Origin of the sequence: Fusobacterium perfoetens (assembly GCF_021531475.1) — a bacterium.
Taxonomy (GTDB): Bacteria; Fusobacteriota; Fusobacteriia; order Fusobacteriales; family Fusobacteriaceae; genus Fusobacterium_B.
On record NZ_JADYTX010000009.1, the window covers coordinates 1 to 18,950 of the forward strand.

17 protein-coding genes, 1 pseudogene and 1 riboswitch are annotated in these 18,950 nt (G+C 29.7%); of the genes and pseudogenes, 14 read left to right on the top strand and 4 right to left on the bottom strand.

Annotation, left to right across the window (positions count from 1 at the left end; genetic code table 11):
- Positions 1–74: 74 nt before the first annotated feature.
- A pseudogene (locus I6E15_RS03295) lies at positions 75–746 on the bottom strand (carbon starvation CstA family protein); the annotation flags it as partial.
- 180 nt (positions 747–926) lie between these two features.
- Between I6E15_RS03295 and I6E15_RS03300 the strand changes: the two are divergent.
- The 5 genes from I6E15_RS03300 to I6E15_RS03320 all read left to right on the top strand — a co-directional run bounded on the left by I6E15_RS03300 (position 927) and on the right by I6E15_RS03320 (position 6,687).
- Positions 927–2,579, top strand: coding sequence for a LytS/YhcK type 5TM receptor domain-containing protein (locus I6E15_RS03300; protein ID WP_235244229.1), 1,653 nt, complete (start codon positions 927–929; stop codon positions 2,577–2,579).
- A 14-nt stretch (positions 2,580–2,593) separates the two neighbouring features.
- Positions 2,594–3,322 (top strand): LytR/AlgR family response regulator transcription factor, encoded by a 729-nt coding sequence (locus I6E15_RS03305; RefSeq protein ID WP_235244231.1) that lies wholly within the window; start codon positions 2,594–2,596, stop codon positions 3,320–3,322.
- A gap of 88 nt (positions 3,323–3,410) precedes the next feature.
- On the top strand, positions 3,411–3,857 hold the full coding sequence (locus tag I6E15_RS03310) for an S-layer homology domain-containing protein (RefSeq protein WP_177160024.1): 447 nt from the start codon (positions 3,411–3,413) through the stop codon (positions 3,855–3,857).
- 22 nt (positions 3,858–3,879) lie between these two features.
- On the top strand, positions 3,880–5,217 hold the full coding sequence (locus I6E15_RS03315; protein ID WP_235244233.1) for a glucose-6-phosphate isomerase: 1,338 nt from the start codon (positions 3,880–3,882) through the stop codon (positions 5,215–5,217).
- 30 nt (positions 5,218–5,247) lie between these two features.
- The gene (locus tag I6E15_RS03320) at positions 5,248–6,687 is read left to right on the top strand and encodes an aminopeptidase (protein WP_235244236.1); all 1,440 of its coding nucleotides are present in this window, start codon (positions 5,248–5,250) and stop codon (positions 6,685–6,687) included.
- 72 nt (positions 6,688–6,759) lie between these two features.
- Here I6E15_RS03320 and I6E15_RS03325 read toward each other — a convergent pair whose 3' ends face one another.
- The 3 genes from I6E15_RS03325 to I6E15_RS03335 are packed head-to-tail and all read right to left on the bottom strand — an operon-like array spanning position 6,760 to position 9,202.
- Positions 6,760–7,734: an ABC transporter substrate-binding protein gene (locus tag I6E15_RS03325; RefSeq protein ID WP_235244237.1), complete on the bottom strand. Its 975-nt coding sequence runs from the start codon at positions 7,732–7,734 to the stop codon at positions 6,760–6,762.
- A gap of 17 nt (positions 7,735–7,751) precedes the next feature.
- Positions 7,752–8,492, bottom strand: a complete 741-nt coding sequence (locus tag I6E15_RS03330; RefSeq protein ID WP_235244239.1) for an ABC transporter permease — start codon at positions 8,490–8,492, stop codon at positions 7,752–7,754.
- A complete protein-coding gene (locus tag I6E15_RS03335; protein WP_235244241.1) occupies positions 8,489–9,202 on the bottom strand; it encodes an ABC transporter ATP-binding protein in 714 nt (237 codons plus the stop codon). Before I6E15_RS03335 ends, I6E15_RS03330 begins: the two co-directional genes overlap by 4 nt.
- Positions 9,203–9,283: 81 nt before the next feature.
- Positions 9,284–9,376, bottom strand: a riboswitch (TPP riboswitch).
- A gap of 166 nt (positions 9,377–9,542) precedes the next feature.
- On the opposite strand from I6E15_RS03335, the gene I6E15_RS03340 reads away from it, so the two are divergent.
- The 9 genes from I6E15_RS03340 to I6E15_RS03380 all read left to right on the top strand — a co-directional run bounded on the left by I6E15_RS03340 (position 9,543) and on the right by I6E15_RS03380 (position 18,931).
- Positions 9,543–10,208 (top strand): YoaK family protein, encoded by a 666-nt coding sequence (locus I6E15_RS03340; protein WP_235244243.1) that lies wholly within the window; start codon positions 9,543–9,545, stop codon positions 10,206–10,208.
- A 14-nt stretch (positions 10,209–10,222) separates the two neighbouring features.
- Positions 10,223–11,452 (top strand): aminopeptidase, encoded by a 1,230-nt coding sequence (locus I6E15_RS03345; protein WP_235244245.1) that lies wholly within the window; start codon positions 10,223–10,225, stop codon positions 11,450–11,452.
- Between the two features lie 74 nt (positions 11,453–11,526).
- On the top strand, positions 11,527–13,332 hold the full coding sequence (gene lepA / locus I6E15_RS03350) for a translation elongation factor 4 (protein ID WP_235244246.1): 1,806 nt from the start codon (positions 11,527–11,529) through the stop codon (positions 13,330–13,332).
- An 8-nt stretch (positions 13,333–13,340) separates the two neighbouring features.
- Complete coding sequence (locus tag I6E15_RS03355; RefSeq protein WP_235244248.1) at positions 13,341–13,688, top strand: zinc ribbon domain-containing protein; 348 nt, start codon at positions 13,341–13,343, stop codon at positions 13,686–13,688.
- Positions 13,689–13,708: 20 nt separating this feature from the next.
- A complete protein-coding gene (locus tag I6E15_RS03360; RefSeq protein WP_177160033.1) occupies positions 13,709–14,320 on the top strand; it encodes a LysE family translocator in 612 nt (203 codons plus the stop codon).
- A gap of 128 nt (positions 14,321–14,448) precedes the next feature.
- Positions 14,449–15,168: a DNA/RNA nuclease SfsA gene (gene sfsA / locus I6E15_RS03365; protein WP_235244250.1), complete on the top strand. Its 720-nt coding sequence runs from the start codon at positions 14,449–14,451 to the stop codon at positions 15,166–15,168.
- A 416-nt stretch (positions 15,169–15,584) separates the two neighbouring features.
- Positions 15,585–16,649: a branched-chain amino acid aminotransferase gene (locus I6E15_RS03370; protein ID WP_235244251.1), complete on the top strand. Its 1,065-nt coding sequence runs from the start codon at positions 15,585–15,587 to the stop codon at positions 16,647–16,649.
- Between the two features lie 18 nt (positions 16,650–16,667).
- Positions 16,668–17,186 (top strand): hypothetical protein, encoded by a 519-nt coding sequence (locus tag I6E15_RS03375; protein ID WP_235244253.1) that lies wholly within the window; start codon positions 16,668–16,670, stop codon positions 17,184–17,186.
- A gap of 35 nt (positions 17,187–17,221) precedes the next feature.
- Positions 17,222–18,931 (top strand): carbon starvation protein A, encoded by a 1,710-nt coding sequence (locus I6E15_RS03380; protein WP_235244255.1) that lies wholly within the window; start codon positions 17,222–17,224, stop codon positions 18,929–18,931.
- Positions 18,932–18,950 lie beyond the last annotated feature (19 nt).

The following is an 18,950-nucleotide window of genomic DNA, read 5'->3' on the forward strand; positions in this document are numbered from 1 at the left end:
AGTCCAATAGAATATAGGAAATTTAAAGAAAAAAATGTTGATAATTAAATTGAGTACTTGACAGGGTACAGATCAGATTGTCCTTTTGGATGGAAGTTATGGAAAGCGATTTCAGGAATATCATATCCTTGAATTACAATACCAAATCCAATTCCAACTGCCATTATAAGTAATGCCACACCAAATATTGGATAAATTTTTCCTATTACTTTATCTATTGGTAAAACTGTTGCAACTAAATAGTAAGCAATAATTATACCGATTAAAACAAGTTTATCAATTCCAGTTAAATCATTTAAGATTGCTGCTGGACTTGTTACGAAAACTACTCCTACTAGAACTAACAATACAACTGAGAAAACTCTCATAAGTTGTTTTGCCCCATTTCCTAAGTTCTCTCCTACTAATTCAGCAACACTTGCACCATCTCTTCTAAGTGACATCATACCGATTAAATAGTCGTGAACTGCTCCTGCAAATATACAACCAAATACAATCCAAATAAATGCTGCTGGTCCCCACATTGCTCCTGCAACTGCCCCAAATATAGGACCTGTTCCTGCAATATTTAAAAATTGAATTAAGAAAGTCTTTTTAATATCCATCTCAACATAGTCAACACCATCTTCCAATCTTTTTGCTGGTGTTAAAGAGTTTGGATCTGGATCAAAAACTTTTTCCACAACCTTACCATAAATCATATACCCTACTACAAGGGCAATTATTGAAGCTATAAAACTTATCATATTTATCCCTCCTTAAAGATTTATTTGTTTACAATATTTATTATACTATTTTTTTACTTTTTTTATTGTTTTAATACGTAAAATGTATTTTTTAATGTTTAAAATGTTGTTTTTTTTATCTGAAATGCACTTACTATATTTTTCTTTTTGTGATAAAATAGTCTGAAAGGAGATGATAATATGTTTAATTTGGTTAGTGCTCTTCTTAATAACTTGGGATATATTATAATCATAGCTTTTTTATTTACCCGTATCCAAAGTTCAAGAAATATATTTACTAAAGAAAATTATAATGCTAAAGATATAATTATGCTTTCTCTATTTTTTGGAGGACTTGCTATAATCGGTACATATTCTGGTATTAACTATAAAGGTTCTATTGCAAATACTCGTAATATCGGGGTAATTGCTGGAGGATTGATGGTTTCCCCTTGGGTTGGAATATTTGCTGGAATAATTGCAGGGATTCATAGATTTTTCCTACTCAATGGACAATTTACTGCTATTCCTTGTGCTATCTCCACAATTTTTGGTGGTTTTTTTGTAGCTTATCTCTCGAAATATATAAATGAAAAAAATAAATATATTTATGGTTTCTTTGCTGGCTTTGTTGTAGAAAATCTTAGTATGTTACTTATCTATCTTTTGGGGGCTGATAAAGCTCACGCTCTTGAAATAGTAAAGGCTATATACATTCCTATGATTTTGGCAAATGCTTTAGGAGTTCCCATTGTTATAATTATAATAGAAAGCATCATTGAAGAAAAAGAGATAATGGCTGGTAAACAAGCTAAACTTTCTCTTGAGATAGCTGAAAAAACTTTGCCGTATTTCTCAAATGGTGGCTCACTAAATGAAGTATGTAAAATTATAATGGAAGCTTTAGATGCTAAATCAGTTATTCTTTCAAATGAAAAATTTATAGTTGGTAGTCATTCATTCAGTGATGAATTTCGTGTTGACCATGTAGAAGTTCAAAGTGAAGAAGCAAAAAAAGTTTTATCCACTGGAGAGATGTTTGTTGCCAATAGAATTTTTAATAAACAAGAGTTTGAATGTGTTGAGGGAAATATAAAATCATATATCATTGTTCCACTTTATCAAAATAAAAAAGTTTCAGGTACTTTAAAAGTATATTTTGATAAATTCGGACAGATTACTGAGAGTAAAAAAAATCTAATAGTTGGGCTTTCTCAGCTTATATCAACACAACTTGAGCTCACAAAACTTGAAAACTTTAAAGCTATGGCAAGAGATGCCAACTTTAAAATGCTACAGACACAAATAAATCCACATTTTTTATTTAATGCTTTAAATACTATCTCATCTTTTATAAGAATAAATCCTGAAAAAGCTAGAGATGTTATCCTAAATCTTTCTACTATTCTTAGATTTAATCTTGAAAATTTTGATAGACTTGTTCCTGTAGAAAAAGAAATTGAACAGGTAAAAGCCTATGTAAATATAGAACAAGCTCGTTTTAATAATAAAATAAAAGTGGATTATTCTATCGATGATGATATTTTAAATTTCCAGATACCTAGTCTTATTATTCAACCTCTCGTTGAAAATAGTATAAAACACGGATTACTTCCTAAACGTGAGGGAGGAAGTGTATTTATTGGTATAAAAAAAATAGAAAATAACCATATAAAAATCACAGTAAAAGATGACGGAGTTGGTATCCCACAAGAAATTATTAATTCAATAGATGATGTAGATATCAAAAGTATCGGTCTAAAAAATGTACATGCTAGGCTTAAACTTCTATATGGAAAAGGACTTGAAATAAAAAGACTAGCTCAAGGAACAGAGATAAATTATGATATATAATTAAGGAGTGATTAATGTTAAAATATATAATAGTAGAGGATGAATTTCCAGCAAGAGAAGAACTGAAATATTTTATTGGACTTTTTGAAGAATTTTCTATGGAGGGAGAGTTTGAAAATCCAATTGATGCTCTAAAATTTTTAGAAGATACAAAAGTTGATGTGGCATTTTTAGATATTAATATGTCTGGACTTGATGGGATTAATCTTGGAAAAATTATTCATAAATTAAATCCCAATATGAAAATTGTTTTTATAACAGCCTATAGAGAATATGGAGCAGAAGCTTTTGAGTTAAAAGCTTTTGATTATCTATTAAAACCATATTCTGAAGAGAGAATTAAAACTACTCTCTCAAATCTCATAAAAGAATCTAATAAACAACCAGGTTTAAAAGAGGATATATCAAAGGTAAATAAACTTGTAGTAAACGAAGATGATAAATTTATTTTCTTAGGCTTCGATAATATTTACTATATAGAAGCCTCTGATAAAGAGTGTTTGATCCACACAAAAGATAAAACTTATACTTCAAAACTTAAACTTTCAAAGTTAGAAGAACTTTTACCAAATAAAAAGTTTTTTAAAACTCACAGATCGTATCTTGTAAACCTTGATAAAATTTCTGAACTTGAAGCTTGGTTCAGTGGTAGTTACGTGATTAAGCTAGAGGGAATCTCTGATACCTTACCTCTTAGCAGAAACAATCTTAAAGCTTTTAAAGAATTATTTATCATAAAGTAATTGATTATTTTTTGAACAATAAAAATGTGTTTTTAATTAATATTGATAATATTTTTATCTTGTGCTATACTAAAAACAAGGAGGACATATGAAGGTAAAACTACTGTTATGTTTTTTTATTTTTTCTGTTTTAACCATTGGAGAAGAGATAAAGTTTAATGATTTAACAAAAGATCATTGGGCGTATAAATCTATACAAAATCTAGTAGATAATAAAATTATAGATCAAAAATCTGTAAATTTTAATGGAAATCTGCCTATATCAAGATATCAATTTGCTTATGAACTTTCCAAACTTCTTACTAAAATAGACACCGAAAAAATAGACAAAAAAGAAATTGATGTTTTAAGAAGTGTTATATATGATTTTTCTGCTGAACTTAATGAGATTGGATTTAATTACAGCGAATTTAATCAAAGGCTTAGCAATACTGAAGAAAGTATTGATACTTTAAAGAGAACTATTGAAGTTAACAATATTAAGATAAAAGAACTAGAAAAAAGACTAAAAGAACTTGAGAAAAAATATAAATAATCAAAAATAGGAGTGTGTATTTATGAAAAAATTAGAACTTGACTTATCAAAAGTTTTAGACTTTGTTTCTTGTGAAGAAATAGCTAAAATGGAAGAAGAAGTAAAAAATGCTGAAAAACTTCTTATGGAAGGAACTGGAGAAGGTAATGATTTCTTAGGTTGGATAAATCTACCAACTAACTACAACAAAGATGAGTTTGAAAGAATAAAACTTGCTGCTAAAAAAATCAGAAAAAATTCAGAAGTTTTAGTTGTTATAGGTATCGGAGGTTCTTATCTTGGAGCTAGAGCAACAATAGATTTCTTAAGCAATACTTTCTACAATAAAGTACCTAATGGACCTGAAATTTATTTTGCTGGAAATAGTATTTCTGGTACATATTTAGCTCACCTTATCCAAGTTATTGGAGATAGAGATTTCTCTGTAAACGTTATATCTAAATCTGGAACTACTACTGAACCAGCTATTGCTTTTAGAATTTTCAAAGAAATGTTAGAAAAAAAATATGGTGTTGAAGGAGCTAGAGAAAGAATATTTGCTACTACTGACGCTAGCAAAGGAGCTCTTAAAAAATTATCTGCTGAACAAAGTTATGAAACATTCACTATACCAGATGATGTTGGAGGAAGATTCTCTGTTTTAACTCCAGTAGGACTTTTACCAATAGCTGCTGCTGGTATTGATATAGATGCTTTAATGGCTGGAGCTAGAGAAGCTCAAAATGATTACACAGCTCCTTATGCTGAAAATGATTGTTACAAATATGCAGCTGTAAGAAATTTACTTCTTAGAAAAGGAAAATGTATCGAACTTTTAATCAACTACGAACCAAAATTACACTATGTTGCTGAATGGTGGAAACAATTATATGGTGAATCTGAAGGAAAAGATGGAAAAGGGTTATTCCCTGCATCTGTTGACCTAAGTACAGATTTACACTCTATGGGACAATATATCCAAGATGGACAAAGAATATTATTTGAAACTTTAATTGACATAGATGAAAAAGAAACTGACGTAGTTATCCCATTTGATGAAGCTGATCTTGATGGACTTAACTATATAGCTGGTAAAGGAATGAACTTCGTTAATGAAAAAGCTATGCTTGGAACTCAACTTGCTCACGTTGACGGTGGAGTACCTAATATCAGAGTATGTATGCCTAAAGCTGACTCATTCAGTCTTGGATACTTATTCTACTTCTTTGAAAAATCTTGTGGAATCAGTGGATACTTATTAGAAGTTAATCCATTTAACCAACCAGGTGTAGAAGCTTACAAGAAAAATATGTTTGCTTTACTTGGAAAATCTGGATATGAAAAAGAAGCTGAAGCTTTAAATAAAAGACTTGAAAAATAGTACATTAAATATTTAAGAAGGTGGTATATTATGCTATACAAAAAAACTAATGGTTGGAAAAATATCTCCTCTGAAAAAATGGAAAAAGTTTTCACAATGGGGGAGGAGTATAAAAAAGTCTTAGACCTTGGAAAAACTGAAAGAGAGTTTGTAGAACTTGCTACAAGTTTTGCAAAAGAATGTGGATTTATCGACGCTAGACTTAAGGATACTCTAGTTCCAGGAGACAAAGTTTACTACCTTAACAGACACAAAAATATAGTTCTTGCTGTAATTGGTAAAGAGGATATCTTAAAAGGAATAAACTATATAGTTTCACACATTGATTCTCCTAGACTAGACCTTAAACAAAATCCTTTATATGAAGAGTTTGAACTTGCCTATATGAAAACTCACTACTATGGTGGTATCAAAAAATATCAATGGGCATCTATTCCATTAGCTCTTCATGGAGTTGTTGTTCTTTCTAACGGAGAAAAAGTAAAAGTTGTTATTGGAGAACATGAAGATGATCCTGTATTTACTGTTCCAGATATTTTACCTCATCTTGACAGAAAAGTTCAAGGAGATAGAACAGCTAGAGAAGTTATAAAAGGTGAAGAACTTCAAATTATAGTTGGTTCTATACCTGCTACTATCAATGATGAAGAAATAAAAGATTCAGTTAAATACGCAATCTTAGAAAAACTTAACGATATTTATGGTATAGTTGAAGAAGATTTTATCTCTGCTGAACTTGAATTAGTCCCAAGCCAAAAAGCAAAAGATGTAGGACTTGATAGATCTTTAATCGGAGCATATGGACAAGATGATAGAATCTGTGCTTATACATCTTTAAGAGCTATACTTGATATGCAAGATGCTCCTGAAAGAACAGCTGTTTGTTTCTTAGCTGATAAAGAGGAAACAGGTTCTGATGGTTCAACAGGTTTACAAAGTGATTTTATAGATTATTTCACAGCTGATATGATATTCAAAACAAAAAGAATCTATTCAGATTTATATTTAAAAGAAACTCTATGGAATTCAAAAGCATTATCATCTGACGTTAATGCAGGAATAGATCCAATTTTCAAAAGTGTTCATGATGAGCAAAATGCTCCAAAACTTGGATATGGTGTAGTTATTGTTAAATATACTGGTTCTGGTGGAAAATATGGAACTAACGACGCTGATGCAGAATATGTCGGAGAAATCAGAAAAATGTTAAACGACAACGGAGTTCTTTGGCAAACAGGAATGCTTGGAAAAGTTGATGAAGGTGGAGGAGGTACTGTTGCAAAATATCTAGCTAAAAAAGGAATTAGCACAATAGATATTGGACCAGCTTTACTTGCAATGCACTCACCTTTTGAAATTTCTTCTAAATTAGATGTCTTTGAAACTTATAAAGCTTACAAAGCTTTTTATAGAGGAGAGAAAAAAGACAAAACAAAATATATTGCAAAAAGCAATAAAATCTATTTATAATTAAATTCAAAAGAGGTTGCTATAAAATGTAGCAACCCCTTTTTTTATTCTCAATATTTAATTTTTTATAAATTATAATTCTATCATTACATCTTCAGCAGATATTTTTTCTTTTATCATTCCTTGTTGTAACATCCAATCTATATTTTCTTCCCAAACTTTTTTATCTTGTGATAAGAATTTAGAATTTTCAGTTTCCATTAAAGGAATTAAAATATCAATACTTTGTTTTTCAACATTTCTTGTTAATGGGAATTGATCAGCCTCTTGTTTTTTAAGAAGTAAATCTACTGCACTATCTGGATCTTTTCTCATATCTTCAAATCCTCTTCTTATTGCTCTTAAGAATCCTTGGTAAAGTTCTTTGTCTTCTTTAACCATATCTTCATTAACTACAAATACTTCTTCATAATAGTTAGGGAATCCAAAATCAGTTGGATAGAAATAATTTACTTTTATTCCTCTTTCTTCAAGAACAGGAACTTCGTGGTTTACAAATCCTCCAAAAGTAGCATCAACACTATTAGTTATTGTAGCTGTTAATAGATCAAAACCAACATATAAAAGTTTGGCTTGTTTTACATCTCCACCATCAAGAGCGATTACAGTACTTAAAAGTCTTTCTGCTACATCTCCTTGAGAATATCCAACTTTTTTTCCAACTAAATCTTTGGGTCTTTTTATATTATTTTCTTCTTTTGCAATAACTACATTTAAAGGTCCTTGAGTTATAGCTCCTATTGATGTTACAGGAATTTTTTCATTAGCTTTTGCCATAATTAATTGATGTAAATAATACATTCCAGCATTTGCTTTTTTAGCTGCTGGTAAAGCTAATGGGTCAGATACATTTGCAGGATAATGAATAACTAAATTTATTCCCTCTTCTTCAAAGTATCCTTTTTCTTCAGCTAAATATAAAAAGCTGTGAATTGCATTTGGATACCAATCCAATACAACGCTAAAATCTTTAAGTTTTTTATTATTTGCTCCAAAACTTAAAGCACTAATTAAAACAAACATTAATAATAATTTAATTTTTTTCATAAGTTTCTCCTTTATATTTATTGTTTTTTTACCCACACTAAAAGTTTTTCTTCAATAATTGAAATAATTTTTACAATAACTATTACAATTAATGAAATAAGTACCACTGGTGCAAAAACTCCAGCTCCATCAAGTTGTGTCATCATTCTTTTACTAAAATATCCAAGCCCTGCTGTTGCTCCAAGCCATTCTCCAATGGTAGCTCCAATTATTACAAAAGGGATTGCCATCTTAAGAGATGAGAAAAAATATGGCATCACTGTTGGAATTTTTAGTTTTAAAAATATATCCCACTCACTTGCGTTCATACTTTTAAAAAGTTCCAAATGTTCCTCTTTCACTGATTTTAATCCTTGGGAAAGATTTATAGTCACAGGGAAAAATGTAATAATTATTGCAACCAATACTTTTGACCAGATAGAATATCCAAACCATAAAATAAAAATCGGTGCAAGAGCTGTTATTGGAATTGTCTGACTTGTTACAAGTATCGGATAAATTGCATTTTCAATAGCTTTACTTCTATCCATCAAAACAGCAAGTATAATTCCAATTCCCAGAGAAATTCCTAAGGAAATTCCTGCAATTTTTAAAGTTTCCACCAAATGATAACAGATTAAAGTTTCTCTAAGCTCCCAAAATCTTTTTATTATAAGGGTCGGTGTAGGAAGTATAAAAGACATATTTATATATCTCGCCAGTCCTTCCCAAAGTGCAAAAAATCCCAAAGATATTACTACTGAAGGTGATACTTTCAATATTTTCCACCTCCTATATCAGATAAAATATTTTCTTTTAAAAAACTCATATATTTTAAATCATTTTTTCTTTCAACTGAAATTTTATATTCTTTTAAATTATTAAGAGGTTTATTTTCACATACTAAAATCCTGTCAGATAAAAATAACGCCTCATTTATATCGTGAGTTATAAAAATCACACTTTTATTAAAAGTTTTTAAAACATCTAATAGCCACTTTTGAAGATTTTCCTTAGTTATTGCATCTAAAGCACTAAAAGGCTCATCAAGAAGAAGTATCTCAGCCTCTGTAAGCAAAGTTCTTATAAAAGATACTCTCTGTTTCATTCCTCCTGAAAGTTCATAAGGATATTTATCTTTATATTCCAAAAGTCCAAGACGTTTTAAATAACTACAAGCTTTTTCCTTTCCTTCTTTTAAATCTTTTTTTTCCAATTCAATAGGTAAAATTATATTTTCTAAAACTGTTCTCCAAGGAAGTAATAGATCTTTTTGAGGCATATAGGCAGTTTTTTTACCGATAATCTCACCAGATTTTTTTTCATATATTCCACTTATCAGTTTTATTATAGTTGATTTTCCGCAACCACTACTTCCAACAATAGAAACAAACTGATTTTTTTCTACATCAAAAGAAAGATCTGATATTAAATCTTTATTTTTTTCATAAGAGAAATATATATTTTTTACCTCTAAAACCTTTTCCATTTTTTCTCCTAAAATTTTTCCAAAAAATAAAAAAATTATTTTCTCTGATATAAATTTATCACAAGAAAATAATCAAAAAAACAAAACTTTCGACTACTTCCCTACGATAGAATTATCTATATCAGGTTCATAAGGGTTTAAATTCTCAGCAAACTTGCTCCCCTAGTAGTTAAGAATATATTATCACAATATAAAAATATTTGCAATAATATTATATAAAGACAAAAAGAATAATATTTTTATTTTTTGTATACAAAATTTTTAAAAACTCATATTCTTTTTACTAAATATATGATAGAATTTAATTAATATATAAGTTTTTAGTGGGAGGAGTTTTTTTATGAATAATCATCAGAATATTGTTCTATTTTGGATTGGTACTTTGAGTTTTATCAGTGGATATGCTAATGTGTACGGTATAATTTTAATCGGGCTGACACTTACACATTTTTCTGGAGATGTTTCAAAGGCTGCTATACATTTTGTAGAACATACCCCTTTTGATGATCATATTTTAAAAATTGTTATCGGTTTATCTCTTTTCTTATTAGGAAATGTTTTTTCTGGATTTTTTATTGGAGAGAGAGCTTTCAATCTGAAAAGAAGATACGGTTACGTTTTTATTGGAATGGGGTTTGCAATATTTTTCACTTATATGTTTTTTGGAGATAGCAAAAATTTTGCTTATATTCTTTGCTTTACAACGGGAATTCAAAATGGACTTTTTATGACTTATAAAGGTATTCTTATAAGAACTTCTCATCTAACTGGTAGTATCAGCGACTTGGGAGTTTATATCGGTTATAAGTTAAGAGGTCTTAAAGTGGATAATATAAAAATTTTCTATTATATTACCACAATACTTGCATTCTTTATAGGAGGAGTTTTTTCCTCTTATCTTTATGGAAAATTTGGAGAAGATGCTATTATTTTAGTTCCTATACTTTATTTTTTAGTTGGAGCTGAATATTTCCAAATAAAAAGAGATTTTGAAAATAATAAATAATTAAGGAGTTAAAAATGATAAAAAAAGAGATAATTACAAAATATGTTGATTTAGCTTTAAATATTGGAATAAATCTTCAAAAGGAACAAATTTTAGTTATTATGTCCCCTGTTGAAACTGCACCTTTTACAAGACTTCTTGTAGAAAAAGCTTATGAGCTTGGAGCATCTGAGGTAATCGTTCACTGGAGTGATGATTTCTGTAAAAAAATGACTTTCACTTATGGAAAAAAAGAAATTTTTGAAGAGATGCCAGCTTGGCAAGTTGATTCTTTAATGTATTATGCAAATAAAGGAGCTGCTTTTTTAAGTATCGCTGCTAATGACCCAGAACTTTTAGCTGGAATAGATAGTGAAAAAATCGGTGCTTACCAAAAAACTCGTGGACAAGCTCTAAAACCTTATTACGATAAAATTATGATAAATGAATTACAATGGAATATTATTTCTGTCCCAACTTTAGCTTGGGCTAAAAAAGTTTTCCCTAACGTAAATGATGATGAAGCTGTTGATATGTTATGGAATGCTATTTTAAAATCAACTAAAGCTGACACTGAAAATCCTATTGAAACTTGGAAAAATCATTTAAGCATTTTAAAAGAAAAAATGGATTACTTAAACAATAAACAATTTGAAAAAGTTGTTATAACTAACTCTCTTGGAACTAACCTAACAGTTAAACTTCCAAAAAATCATATTTGGGCTTCTGGAAAAGATGTTACTCAATCTGGAATAGAGTTTGTTGCAAATATTCCAACAGAAGAAGTATTCTCTATGCCACATAAATATGGTGTTGATGGAATAGTTTATGCCTCAAAACCACTTAACTATGGTGGAACTTTAATAGAAGATTTTTCTATAACTTTTAAAGATGGAAAAATTATAGATTTTTCTGCTAAATCTGGATATGAAGCTTTAGAAAATCTTGTAAGCATTGATGAAGGAGCAAAATATTTAGGAGAAATAGCTTTAGTTCCATTTGATTCTCCAATATCAAATCTTGGAATTTTATTCTATAACACACTATTTGATGAGAATGCTTCTTGCCACTTAGCTATTGGACAAGCTTATTCAAGCTGTATTCAAGGTGGAGATAAATTATCATCTGAAGAAATGGAAAAAGTTGGAATGAACGATTCTTTAACTCACGTTGATTTTATGTTTGGAACTTCTGATCTATCTATTGTAGGATATGAAGAAAACGGAAACTGCGAAAATGTTTTTATAAATGGAAACTGGGCATAGAAATTCTTGAAATTTTTTGGGGTTTATCTTATAATATAGTGTAATATAAATTTTAATTTTTTTAGGAGGCTTAAGTGCAACAAAAATTTAAAAGAAACTTTTCTATCATAGCTCATATAGACCACGGAAAATCTACTATAGCTGATAGACTTTTAGAAGCTACTCATACAGTTGCTGAGAGAGATATGAAATCTCAACTTCTTGACTCAATGGATCTTGAAAGAGAAAAAGGGATCACTATCAAAGCTCAAGCTGTAACTCTTTATTATGACGCAAAAGACGGAAATAGATATGAATTAAATCTTATTGATACTCCGGGACACGTTGACTTTATATATGAAGTTTCTCGTTCTCTTTCTGCTTGTGAAGGAGCATTATTAGTAGTTGACGCTGCTCAAGGTGTAGAAGCTCAAACTCTTGCTAACGTTTACCTTGCTTTAGAAAATGACTTGGAAATAGTTCCTGTTGTAAATAAAATAGATTTACCAGCAGCTGAACCAGAAAGAGTTAAAAAAGAGATAGAAGATGTAATAGGACTTCCAGCTGATGATGCTGTTCTTACATCTGCAAAAATAAATCTTGGTATTGAAGAACTACTTGAAGAGATTGTTAAAAGAATCCCTTGTCCTGACTATGACGAAGAAGCTCCTCTTAGAGCTTTAATCTTCGATTCAAAATTTGACGATTATAGAGGAGTTATCACTTATATAAAAGTAGAAGATGGAAGTATCAAAAAAGGTGACAAAATAAGAATTTGGTCAACTGACAAAGAAGCTGAAATCTTAGAATGTGGAATCTTCTCACCAAATATGAAACCTACAAATGAATTAACATCAGGTTCTGTTGGATATATTATAACAGGTTTAAAAACAATAAAAGATTCAAGAGTTGGGGATACTATCACTCATGTAGATAGACCTTGTGATGAACCTCTTCATGGATTTAGACCAGCTCAATCAATGGTTTTTGCTGGAATCTATCCAATTTCAACTGACGACTACGGAGATTTAAGAGAGTCTTTAGAAAAATTACAACTAAACGACGCATCTTTAAACTTTGTTCCTGAAACATCTCTTGCTTTAGGATTTGGATTTAGATGTGGATTCTTAGGACTTTTACATATGGAAATTATAGTTGAAAGACTTAGAAGAGAGTATGACATAGATCTTATTTCTACATCTCCATCTGTTGAGTATAGAATAACTATGGAAGGAAAACCTACTTATGTAATTGACAACCCTTGTGATTTCCCTGATGGTGGAAAATCTAAATTTATAATTCAAGAACCATATATCAAAGGAAATATCATAGTTCCAAAAGATTATGTTGGATCTGTTATGGAACTTTGCCAAGAAAAACGTGGAGTTTATATTGGAATGAGTTATATTGATGATACAAGAACAATGATAACTTATGAACTTCCTCTGGCTGAAATCGTTCTTGATTTCTATGATAAATTAAAATCAAAAACAAGAGGTTACGCTTCATTTGAATATGAACTAATTGATTACAGAGATGGAGATCTTGTAAAAGTTGATATTCTAGTTTCAGGAGAAGTTGTTGACGCATTCTCATTTATCGCTCATAAAGACAATGCTGTTTCAAAAGGAAGAGCTATCTGTGAAAAATTAAAAGAAGCTATCCCTAGACAACAATTTGAAATTCCTATTCAAGCAGCACTTGGAGCAAAAATAATAGCTCGTGAAACTATCAAAGCATATAGGAAGAACGTTCTTGCTAAATGTTATGGTGGAGATATCACAAGAAAGAAAAAACTTCTTGAAAAACAAAAAGCTGGTAAGAAGAGAATGAAACAAATAGGAAACGTTGAAATTCCTCAAGAGGCTTTTGTTTCTATCTTAAAATTAAATGATAACTAGGAGTAATTATGTTTTTTGTCATGGGATTTGGAAGTAAAGATGAACTTTTAAAAGAAGTTAGCTTTAGATGTACAAACTGTATAAATGAAAAGTTTGAACTTCATCAAATGTCTAATGTATTTAGTTTTTTCTTTATCCCAATTTTTAGATTTAACAAAAAATTTTTAATAGTTTGTAAAAACTGTAAAAGTATATATAGATTAAAAAATGAATCATTGGAAAAAGTTTTAGAAACATCAAACGTCACTTATGATGATGTAGAAGAAATTATTAGAAACAACAATGTTTGCAAAAACTGTGGTCACAGAGTAGATGAAACTGATAAGTTTTGTCCAAACTGTGGAAATAAACTTTAGATAATAAGGGTGTGATTTATTTGTTAACAGCTACATTTTTTAAAGGTGCCATCACTGGCTTAATATTATCTTTTCCATTTGGACCTGTTGGGTTTTATTGTATGGAAAAAACTTTAACTGAGGGAAGAAAAGAAGGATATGTCACTGCACTAGGAATGATTACTTCTGATGTAATCTATGGAATGGTTGCCTTTCTCTTTGTTAATTTTGTGGACGATTTTATTTTTAGATATGAGACACTTTGCAAAATAGCTGTTGGTATACTTTTAATACTGCTTGGAGTAAAAAAATTAAAATCTCCTGTACTTTTAGATAAAACTATAGAAAAAGGATACAATATTATTCAAAATTATTTTGTTGGACTTGGACTTGCTAGTATAAATATAACAGGTATCCTTACAATTTTAGGTATTTATACTTTGCTTGGACTTGTGAGAGATCAAGATAATTATCTGTATCTTGCTCTTGGAATAGCCACTGGTGGAGTAACTTCTTGGTTCTTCACTGTAAATATTATCTGTTTCTTTAGAAGATTTATAACAGATGATCTTTTAGTAAAACTTTCAAGAATTGCTAGTTTTATCATTATGACTTTTGGTATTATTACTTTAGGTTACATACTTTTTAAATAAAAATCTATTGAGACTGTTGAAATTTTTTAGAACTGATTTTATTTCAATTCTAGAATATCTCAGCAGTCTATTTTTTTAGATATATTTACTTTAAAAATAAAATTGAAATAATTTTTAAGGAGAAATTTATGGAAAAATTAATTTATAAAATTGAAATAAATGAGATTGCAAAATTTTTAGAAAGACCAAATCGGTTTATTTGTAATGCAAAATTAAAAAACGGAGATATTGTTACAACTCATGTTCATGATAGCGGAAGAATAAAAGAATTATTATATCCAGAAAATACTGTTTTCCTAAGACGTGCCAAAGATATGAGCAAAAGAAAAACTGAATGGGATCTGATTGGAGCTTTAGCAGAAGACGGAGAAGAAATTCTTCTTAACTCATCTTTTCACAGATATATTTCAGAAAATATTTTAAGAGATTTTGAAATATCTCCTTTTGGAGAAGTTGATTTAGTAAAAGCAGAAGTTAAAAATGGACATAGCCGTTTAGACTATATGCTTGAAAAAGATAATAAAAAAATTTGGGTTGAAGTAAAAGGTGTTTCTCTTTCTGTAAATAAAAGAGCTATTTTTCCAGATGCTCCCTCTGAAAGAGCCACTAAACATCTAAACACTTTAATGGAAATCAAAAAAAATGGAGACAGAGCTTGCGTTCTTCTTTTAGTCTTTAGAGATTCTGATAGTTTTATTCCAAACTATGAAACAGATAAATTATTTTTTGAAACTTTTTATAAAGCTTTAGAGAATGGTGTTGAAGTATATCCTATCCAACTAAAATTAAAAAATGGTGAGATTTTTTATACTGACAAAAAAATATCAATAGAACCTAGAGAAAAATAATATTTTTTTATTAATTAAATACTAAAATTCAAGGATTTTTATCAAAAAATAAAAATTTTTTCAAAAAAAAGCTTGACATTTTTTTTGAAATATTTTATACTCTAGCCATAAAAAAAGCAAACAAAATTTTAAAGGGAGGAGAATTGTATGTTTAGACTACTTAGCATAATATTTGTCATACGTATAATATTACTGATATCAATAGCTATCAGGGATTTTGTCGTACACAAAATAAATGTTAAGAGTGAGTTTACAATATACAAATCTTTTTATGATAAAGAATGGTTGGCTTTAGCTTAACCACAATTTTGATAAAAATAAATTGATATTATAAAAACAGTCTTAACAAAGGCTGTTTTTTTTATACCAAATTATTAAAAATAAATTATTTTTTTATATTGCGAGGAGGAAATGTTATGGAAATCAGAGTAGAGAGAGCTAAAACTTTAAAGGAGAAACCAGATCAAAATAATCTTGGATTTGGAAAATATTATACAGACCATATGTTTTTAATGGATTATTCTAAAGAAAAAGGTTGGCACGATGCAAGAATAGTTCCTTATGGACCACTTTCTTTAAGTCCAGCATCTTTTGTTTTACACTATGCTCAAGAAGTTTTTGAAGGATTAAAAGCTTACAAAACAAAAGATGGAAAAGTTCTTTTATTCCGTCCTGAGATGAATGCTAAGAGAATGCAAAATTCTTGTGCTAGACTTTGTATGGCAAAATTACCTGAAGATATGTTTGTAGAAGCTATTGAAAAATTAGTTGAATATGAAAAAGATTGGATTCCTGAAGCAGAGGGAACTTCATTATATATCCGTCCATTTATGTTCTCAACTGAAGCTACAGTTGGAGTTCACCCAGCAGATAATTATCTATTTGCAATAATTTTATCTCCAGTTGGAAACTATTATCCTGAAGGAGTTAGTCCAGTAAAAATCTACGTTGAAGAAGAACTAGTACGTGCTTCAAAAGGTGGAACAGGATTTACAAAATGTGGTGGAAACTACGCTGCAAGTATCCTTGCTCAATATAATGCTCAACAAAAAGGATATACTCAAGTTTTATGGCTTGATGGGGTAGAGCGTAAATATGTTGAGGAAGTTGGAACTATGAATGTTATGTTTATGGTTGACGGAGAAATCTATACTTCACCTATTGATGGAACAGTTTTACCGGGAGTTACAAGAGATTCTTGTTTAGCTCTTTTAAGAGAATGGGGATATAAAGTTCATGAGGAACATTTCACTATTGATTTCTTAATGGAAGCTGGAAAAAATGGAAAACTTCAAGAAGCTTTTGGTACAGGAACTGCAGCTGTTATCTCTCCAGTAGGAGAACTGTTCTACAAAGGTGAAACAGTTGTTATAAATGATTTTAAAACTGGAAGTCTAACTCAAAAATTATATGATACTCTAACTGGTATCCAATGGGGTAAATTAGAAGACACTCACAATTGGACTAAAGAAGTTAAATAATTTTGAAAGAGAGTAGATATGGATAGTAAAAAATATCTGGATAATATTCTTGAACTTTATAAAAACTCTTTTGATATAATAAGAAATTATGATTTTGAAGGAAACTATTTTTCAGCCTATGGATATTTTAACTCTAAGGCTGAAAAATATGTTTTAGTAAAAGAGGTAAATCTTTGGGAAGTAAATAATTTTGAACATATTTTTTTCATAGAGTTAGATAATCTTACTGAAGAAATATTTAAAAATTATGAAAAACTTTTAAAAGAAAAATTAGAAAGTCATTTTATAAGAAATGGAAATAAATATCCTGAAAAAAATCATATGACATCATTTTTAAGTTTAGTTTTTATAAGTTCTTCACCAATAAATGAAAACTTAATTAAAAAAATAGAAAAATTTAGTTTTGAAAAGACTTATCTTTTTTCTATAAGAGGTTTTTTAACTACAAAAGTTATCGGAGTAGACTTAAAAAACAAAAAAGTTTATTACAACAAACCTGCTAAAGATTTAAAAGAGGTTTATGAAAAAAGTTTCTAAAGTATAACAATTTTTAATAAATGGGAGGAAAATTTATGAGTAGTTTAATGATTTTAGTATTATCAATTTTTGCATTTTTAGTTGCTTATGTTACCTACGGTTCTTGGCTTGCAAAACAATGGGGAGTAGATCCAAAAGAAGTTACACCAGCTCACACTATGGAAGATGGTATTGATTACGTTCCTGCAAAAGCTCCTATCCTTTTAGGACACCATTTCGCTTCAATTGCTGGAGCTGGACCAATAACAGGTCCTATCCAAGCTGCTGTATTTGGTTGGTTACCAGTTCTTTTATGGATTGTTGTAGGAGGAATATTCTTTGGAGGAGTTCAAGATTTTTCATCAATCGTCGTTTCAATCAAACATGGTGGAAAAACTTTAGGGGAAGTTATTGAAGAATATATCGGTCATAAATGTAAAGTTTTATTTACAACATTTGCTTGGCTAGTAATCTTACTAGTTATCGCAGCTTTCGCTGACATCGTTGCAAGTACATTCCAAGGATATACAGTGGCAGCTGACGGAACAAAAACTTATATTCAAGCTAATGGTTCTGTTGCAACTGCATCTATCTTATTTATTCCTTTAGCTGTTGCATTTGGATTTTTAGTTTATAGAAAAAATGCTCCATTAGTAATTTCTTCAGTAGCGGGAGTTGCTCTTTTAGTTCTTTGTATCTATGTAGGACTTAAATTCCCTATCTACTTAAGTAAAAATTTCTGGCTTGGATTTGTATTTGTATATATCATTGTAGCTTCTGTTACACCTGTATGGATCTTATTACAACCAAGAGATTATCTAAATAGTTTCTTATTATATTTTATGATTTTAGCAGCTTTTATCGGAGTTGTTTTCACTAACCCAACTATCAATCTTCCAAGTTTTACTGGAATGAAAAATAGTTTTAATGGACAATTTGTTTTCCCTTATCTATTCATCACAGTAGCTTGTGGGGCAGTTTCTGGATTCCACTCATTAATCGGCTCAGGGACAACATCAAAACAACTTGATAACGCAAAAGATGCAAAATTAATTGGATATGGTTCTATGTTAATTGAATGTGTATTAGCTGTTATTGCTCTTATCACAGTTGGAGTTTTATTTAAAGACGGTAAAATGCCAGCTGGTTCTCCAGCAGTAGTTTTCGCTACTGGTGTTTCTGGATTTTTCGGAGCAATGGGATTTAGTGATATTGCTGTAAGAACTACATTTACAGTTATCTCTCTAGCTTTCTCAGCTTTTGCTTTAACTTCACTTGATACAGCTACTAGACTTGGTAGATTTTTATTCCAAGAATTATTCACTTCAAAAAATCCTGAAGAAAATAAAGGAATAACTAAATCATTTAGTAATATGTATGTGGCTACTGTTATAACTGTTTTCTTAGATGGAATCCTTTGTTTAGGTGGTTATAAAAATATTTGGCCAATCTTTGGAGCTTGTAACCAATTAGTTGCTGTTCCTTGCTTCTTAGGTGTATCTGTATGGCTTGCAAAAACTGGTAGAAATAATAAAATGTTATTTATCCCAATGGTATTTATGATTTGTGCTACTATGAGTTCTCTATTAATCTCTTTCAAAACTAACGTTTTATTATTAGTTAGTGGACAAGGAAAATTAGCAGTTCACGGTTTACAATCTGTTGTAATTTTCTTTATCTTTGGACTTGCTTTAATATTAGTTATTGAAGGAACAAAAGTTTTAATGAGTTTAAAAAAGAAAACTCCTGTAGCAAATAAAGTTTAGCCTTCACGCAATAATTTAA

Coding starts and splice junctions, on each gene's coding strand:
- I6E15_RS03310 (WP_177160024.1), top strand. CDS start 3,411: ATGAAGGTAAAACTACTGTTATGTTTTTTTATTTTTTCTGTTTTAACC.
- I6E15_RS03375 (WP_235244253.1), top strand. CDS start 16,668: ATGGATAGTAAAAAATATCTGGATAATATTCTTGAACTTTATAAAAAC.
- I6E15_RS03345 (WP_235244245.1), top strand. CDS start 10,223: ATGATAAAAAAAGAGATAATTACAAAATATGTTGATTTAGCTTTAAAT.
- I6E15_RS03305 (WP_235244231.1), top strand. CDS start 2,594: ATGTTAAAATATATAATAGTAGAGGATGAATTTCCAGCAAGAGAAGAA.
- I6E15_RS03355 (WP_235244248.1), top strand. CDS start 13,341: ATGTTTTTTGTCATGGGATTTGGAAGTAAAGATGAACTTTTAAAAGAA.
- I6E15_RS03370 (WP_235244251.1), top strand. CDS start 15,585: ATGGAAATCAGAGTAGAGAGAGCTAAAACTTTAAAGGAGAAACCAGAT.
- I6E15_RS03340 (WP_235244243.1), top strand. CDS start 9,543: ATGAATAATCATCAGAATATTGTTCTATTTTGGATTGGTACTTTGAGT.
- I6E15_RS03335 (WP_235244241.1), bottom strand. CDS start 9,202: ATGGAAAAGGTTTTAGAGGTAAAAAATATATATTTCTCTTATGAAAAA.
- I6E15_RS03320 (WP_235244236.1), top strand. CDS start 5,248: ATGCTATACAAAAAAACTAATGGTTGGAAAAATATCTCCTCTGAAAAA.
- I6E15_RS03325 (WP_235244237.1), bottom strand. CDS start 7,734: ATGAAAAAAATTAAATTATTATTAATGTTTGTTTTAATTAGTGCTTTA.
- I6E15_RS03315 (WP_235244233.1), top strand. CDS start 3,880: ATGAAAAAATTAGAACTTGACTTATCAAAAGTTTTAGACTTTGTTTCT.
- I6E15_RS03380 (WP_235244255.1), top strand. CDS start 17,222: ATGAGTAGTTTAATGATTTTAGTATTATCAATTTTTGCATTTTTAGTT.
- I6E15_RS03300 (WP_235244229.1), top strand. CDS start 927: ATGTTTAATTTGGTTAGTGCTCTTCTTAATAACTTGGGATATATTATA.
- sfsA (WP_235244250.1), top strand. CDS start 14,449: ATGGAAAAATTAATTTATAAAATTGAAATAAATGAGATTGCAAAATTT.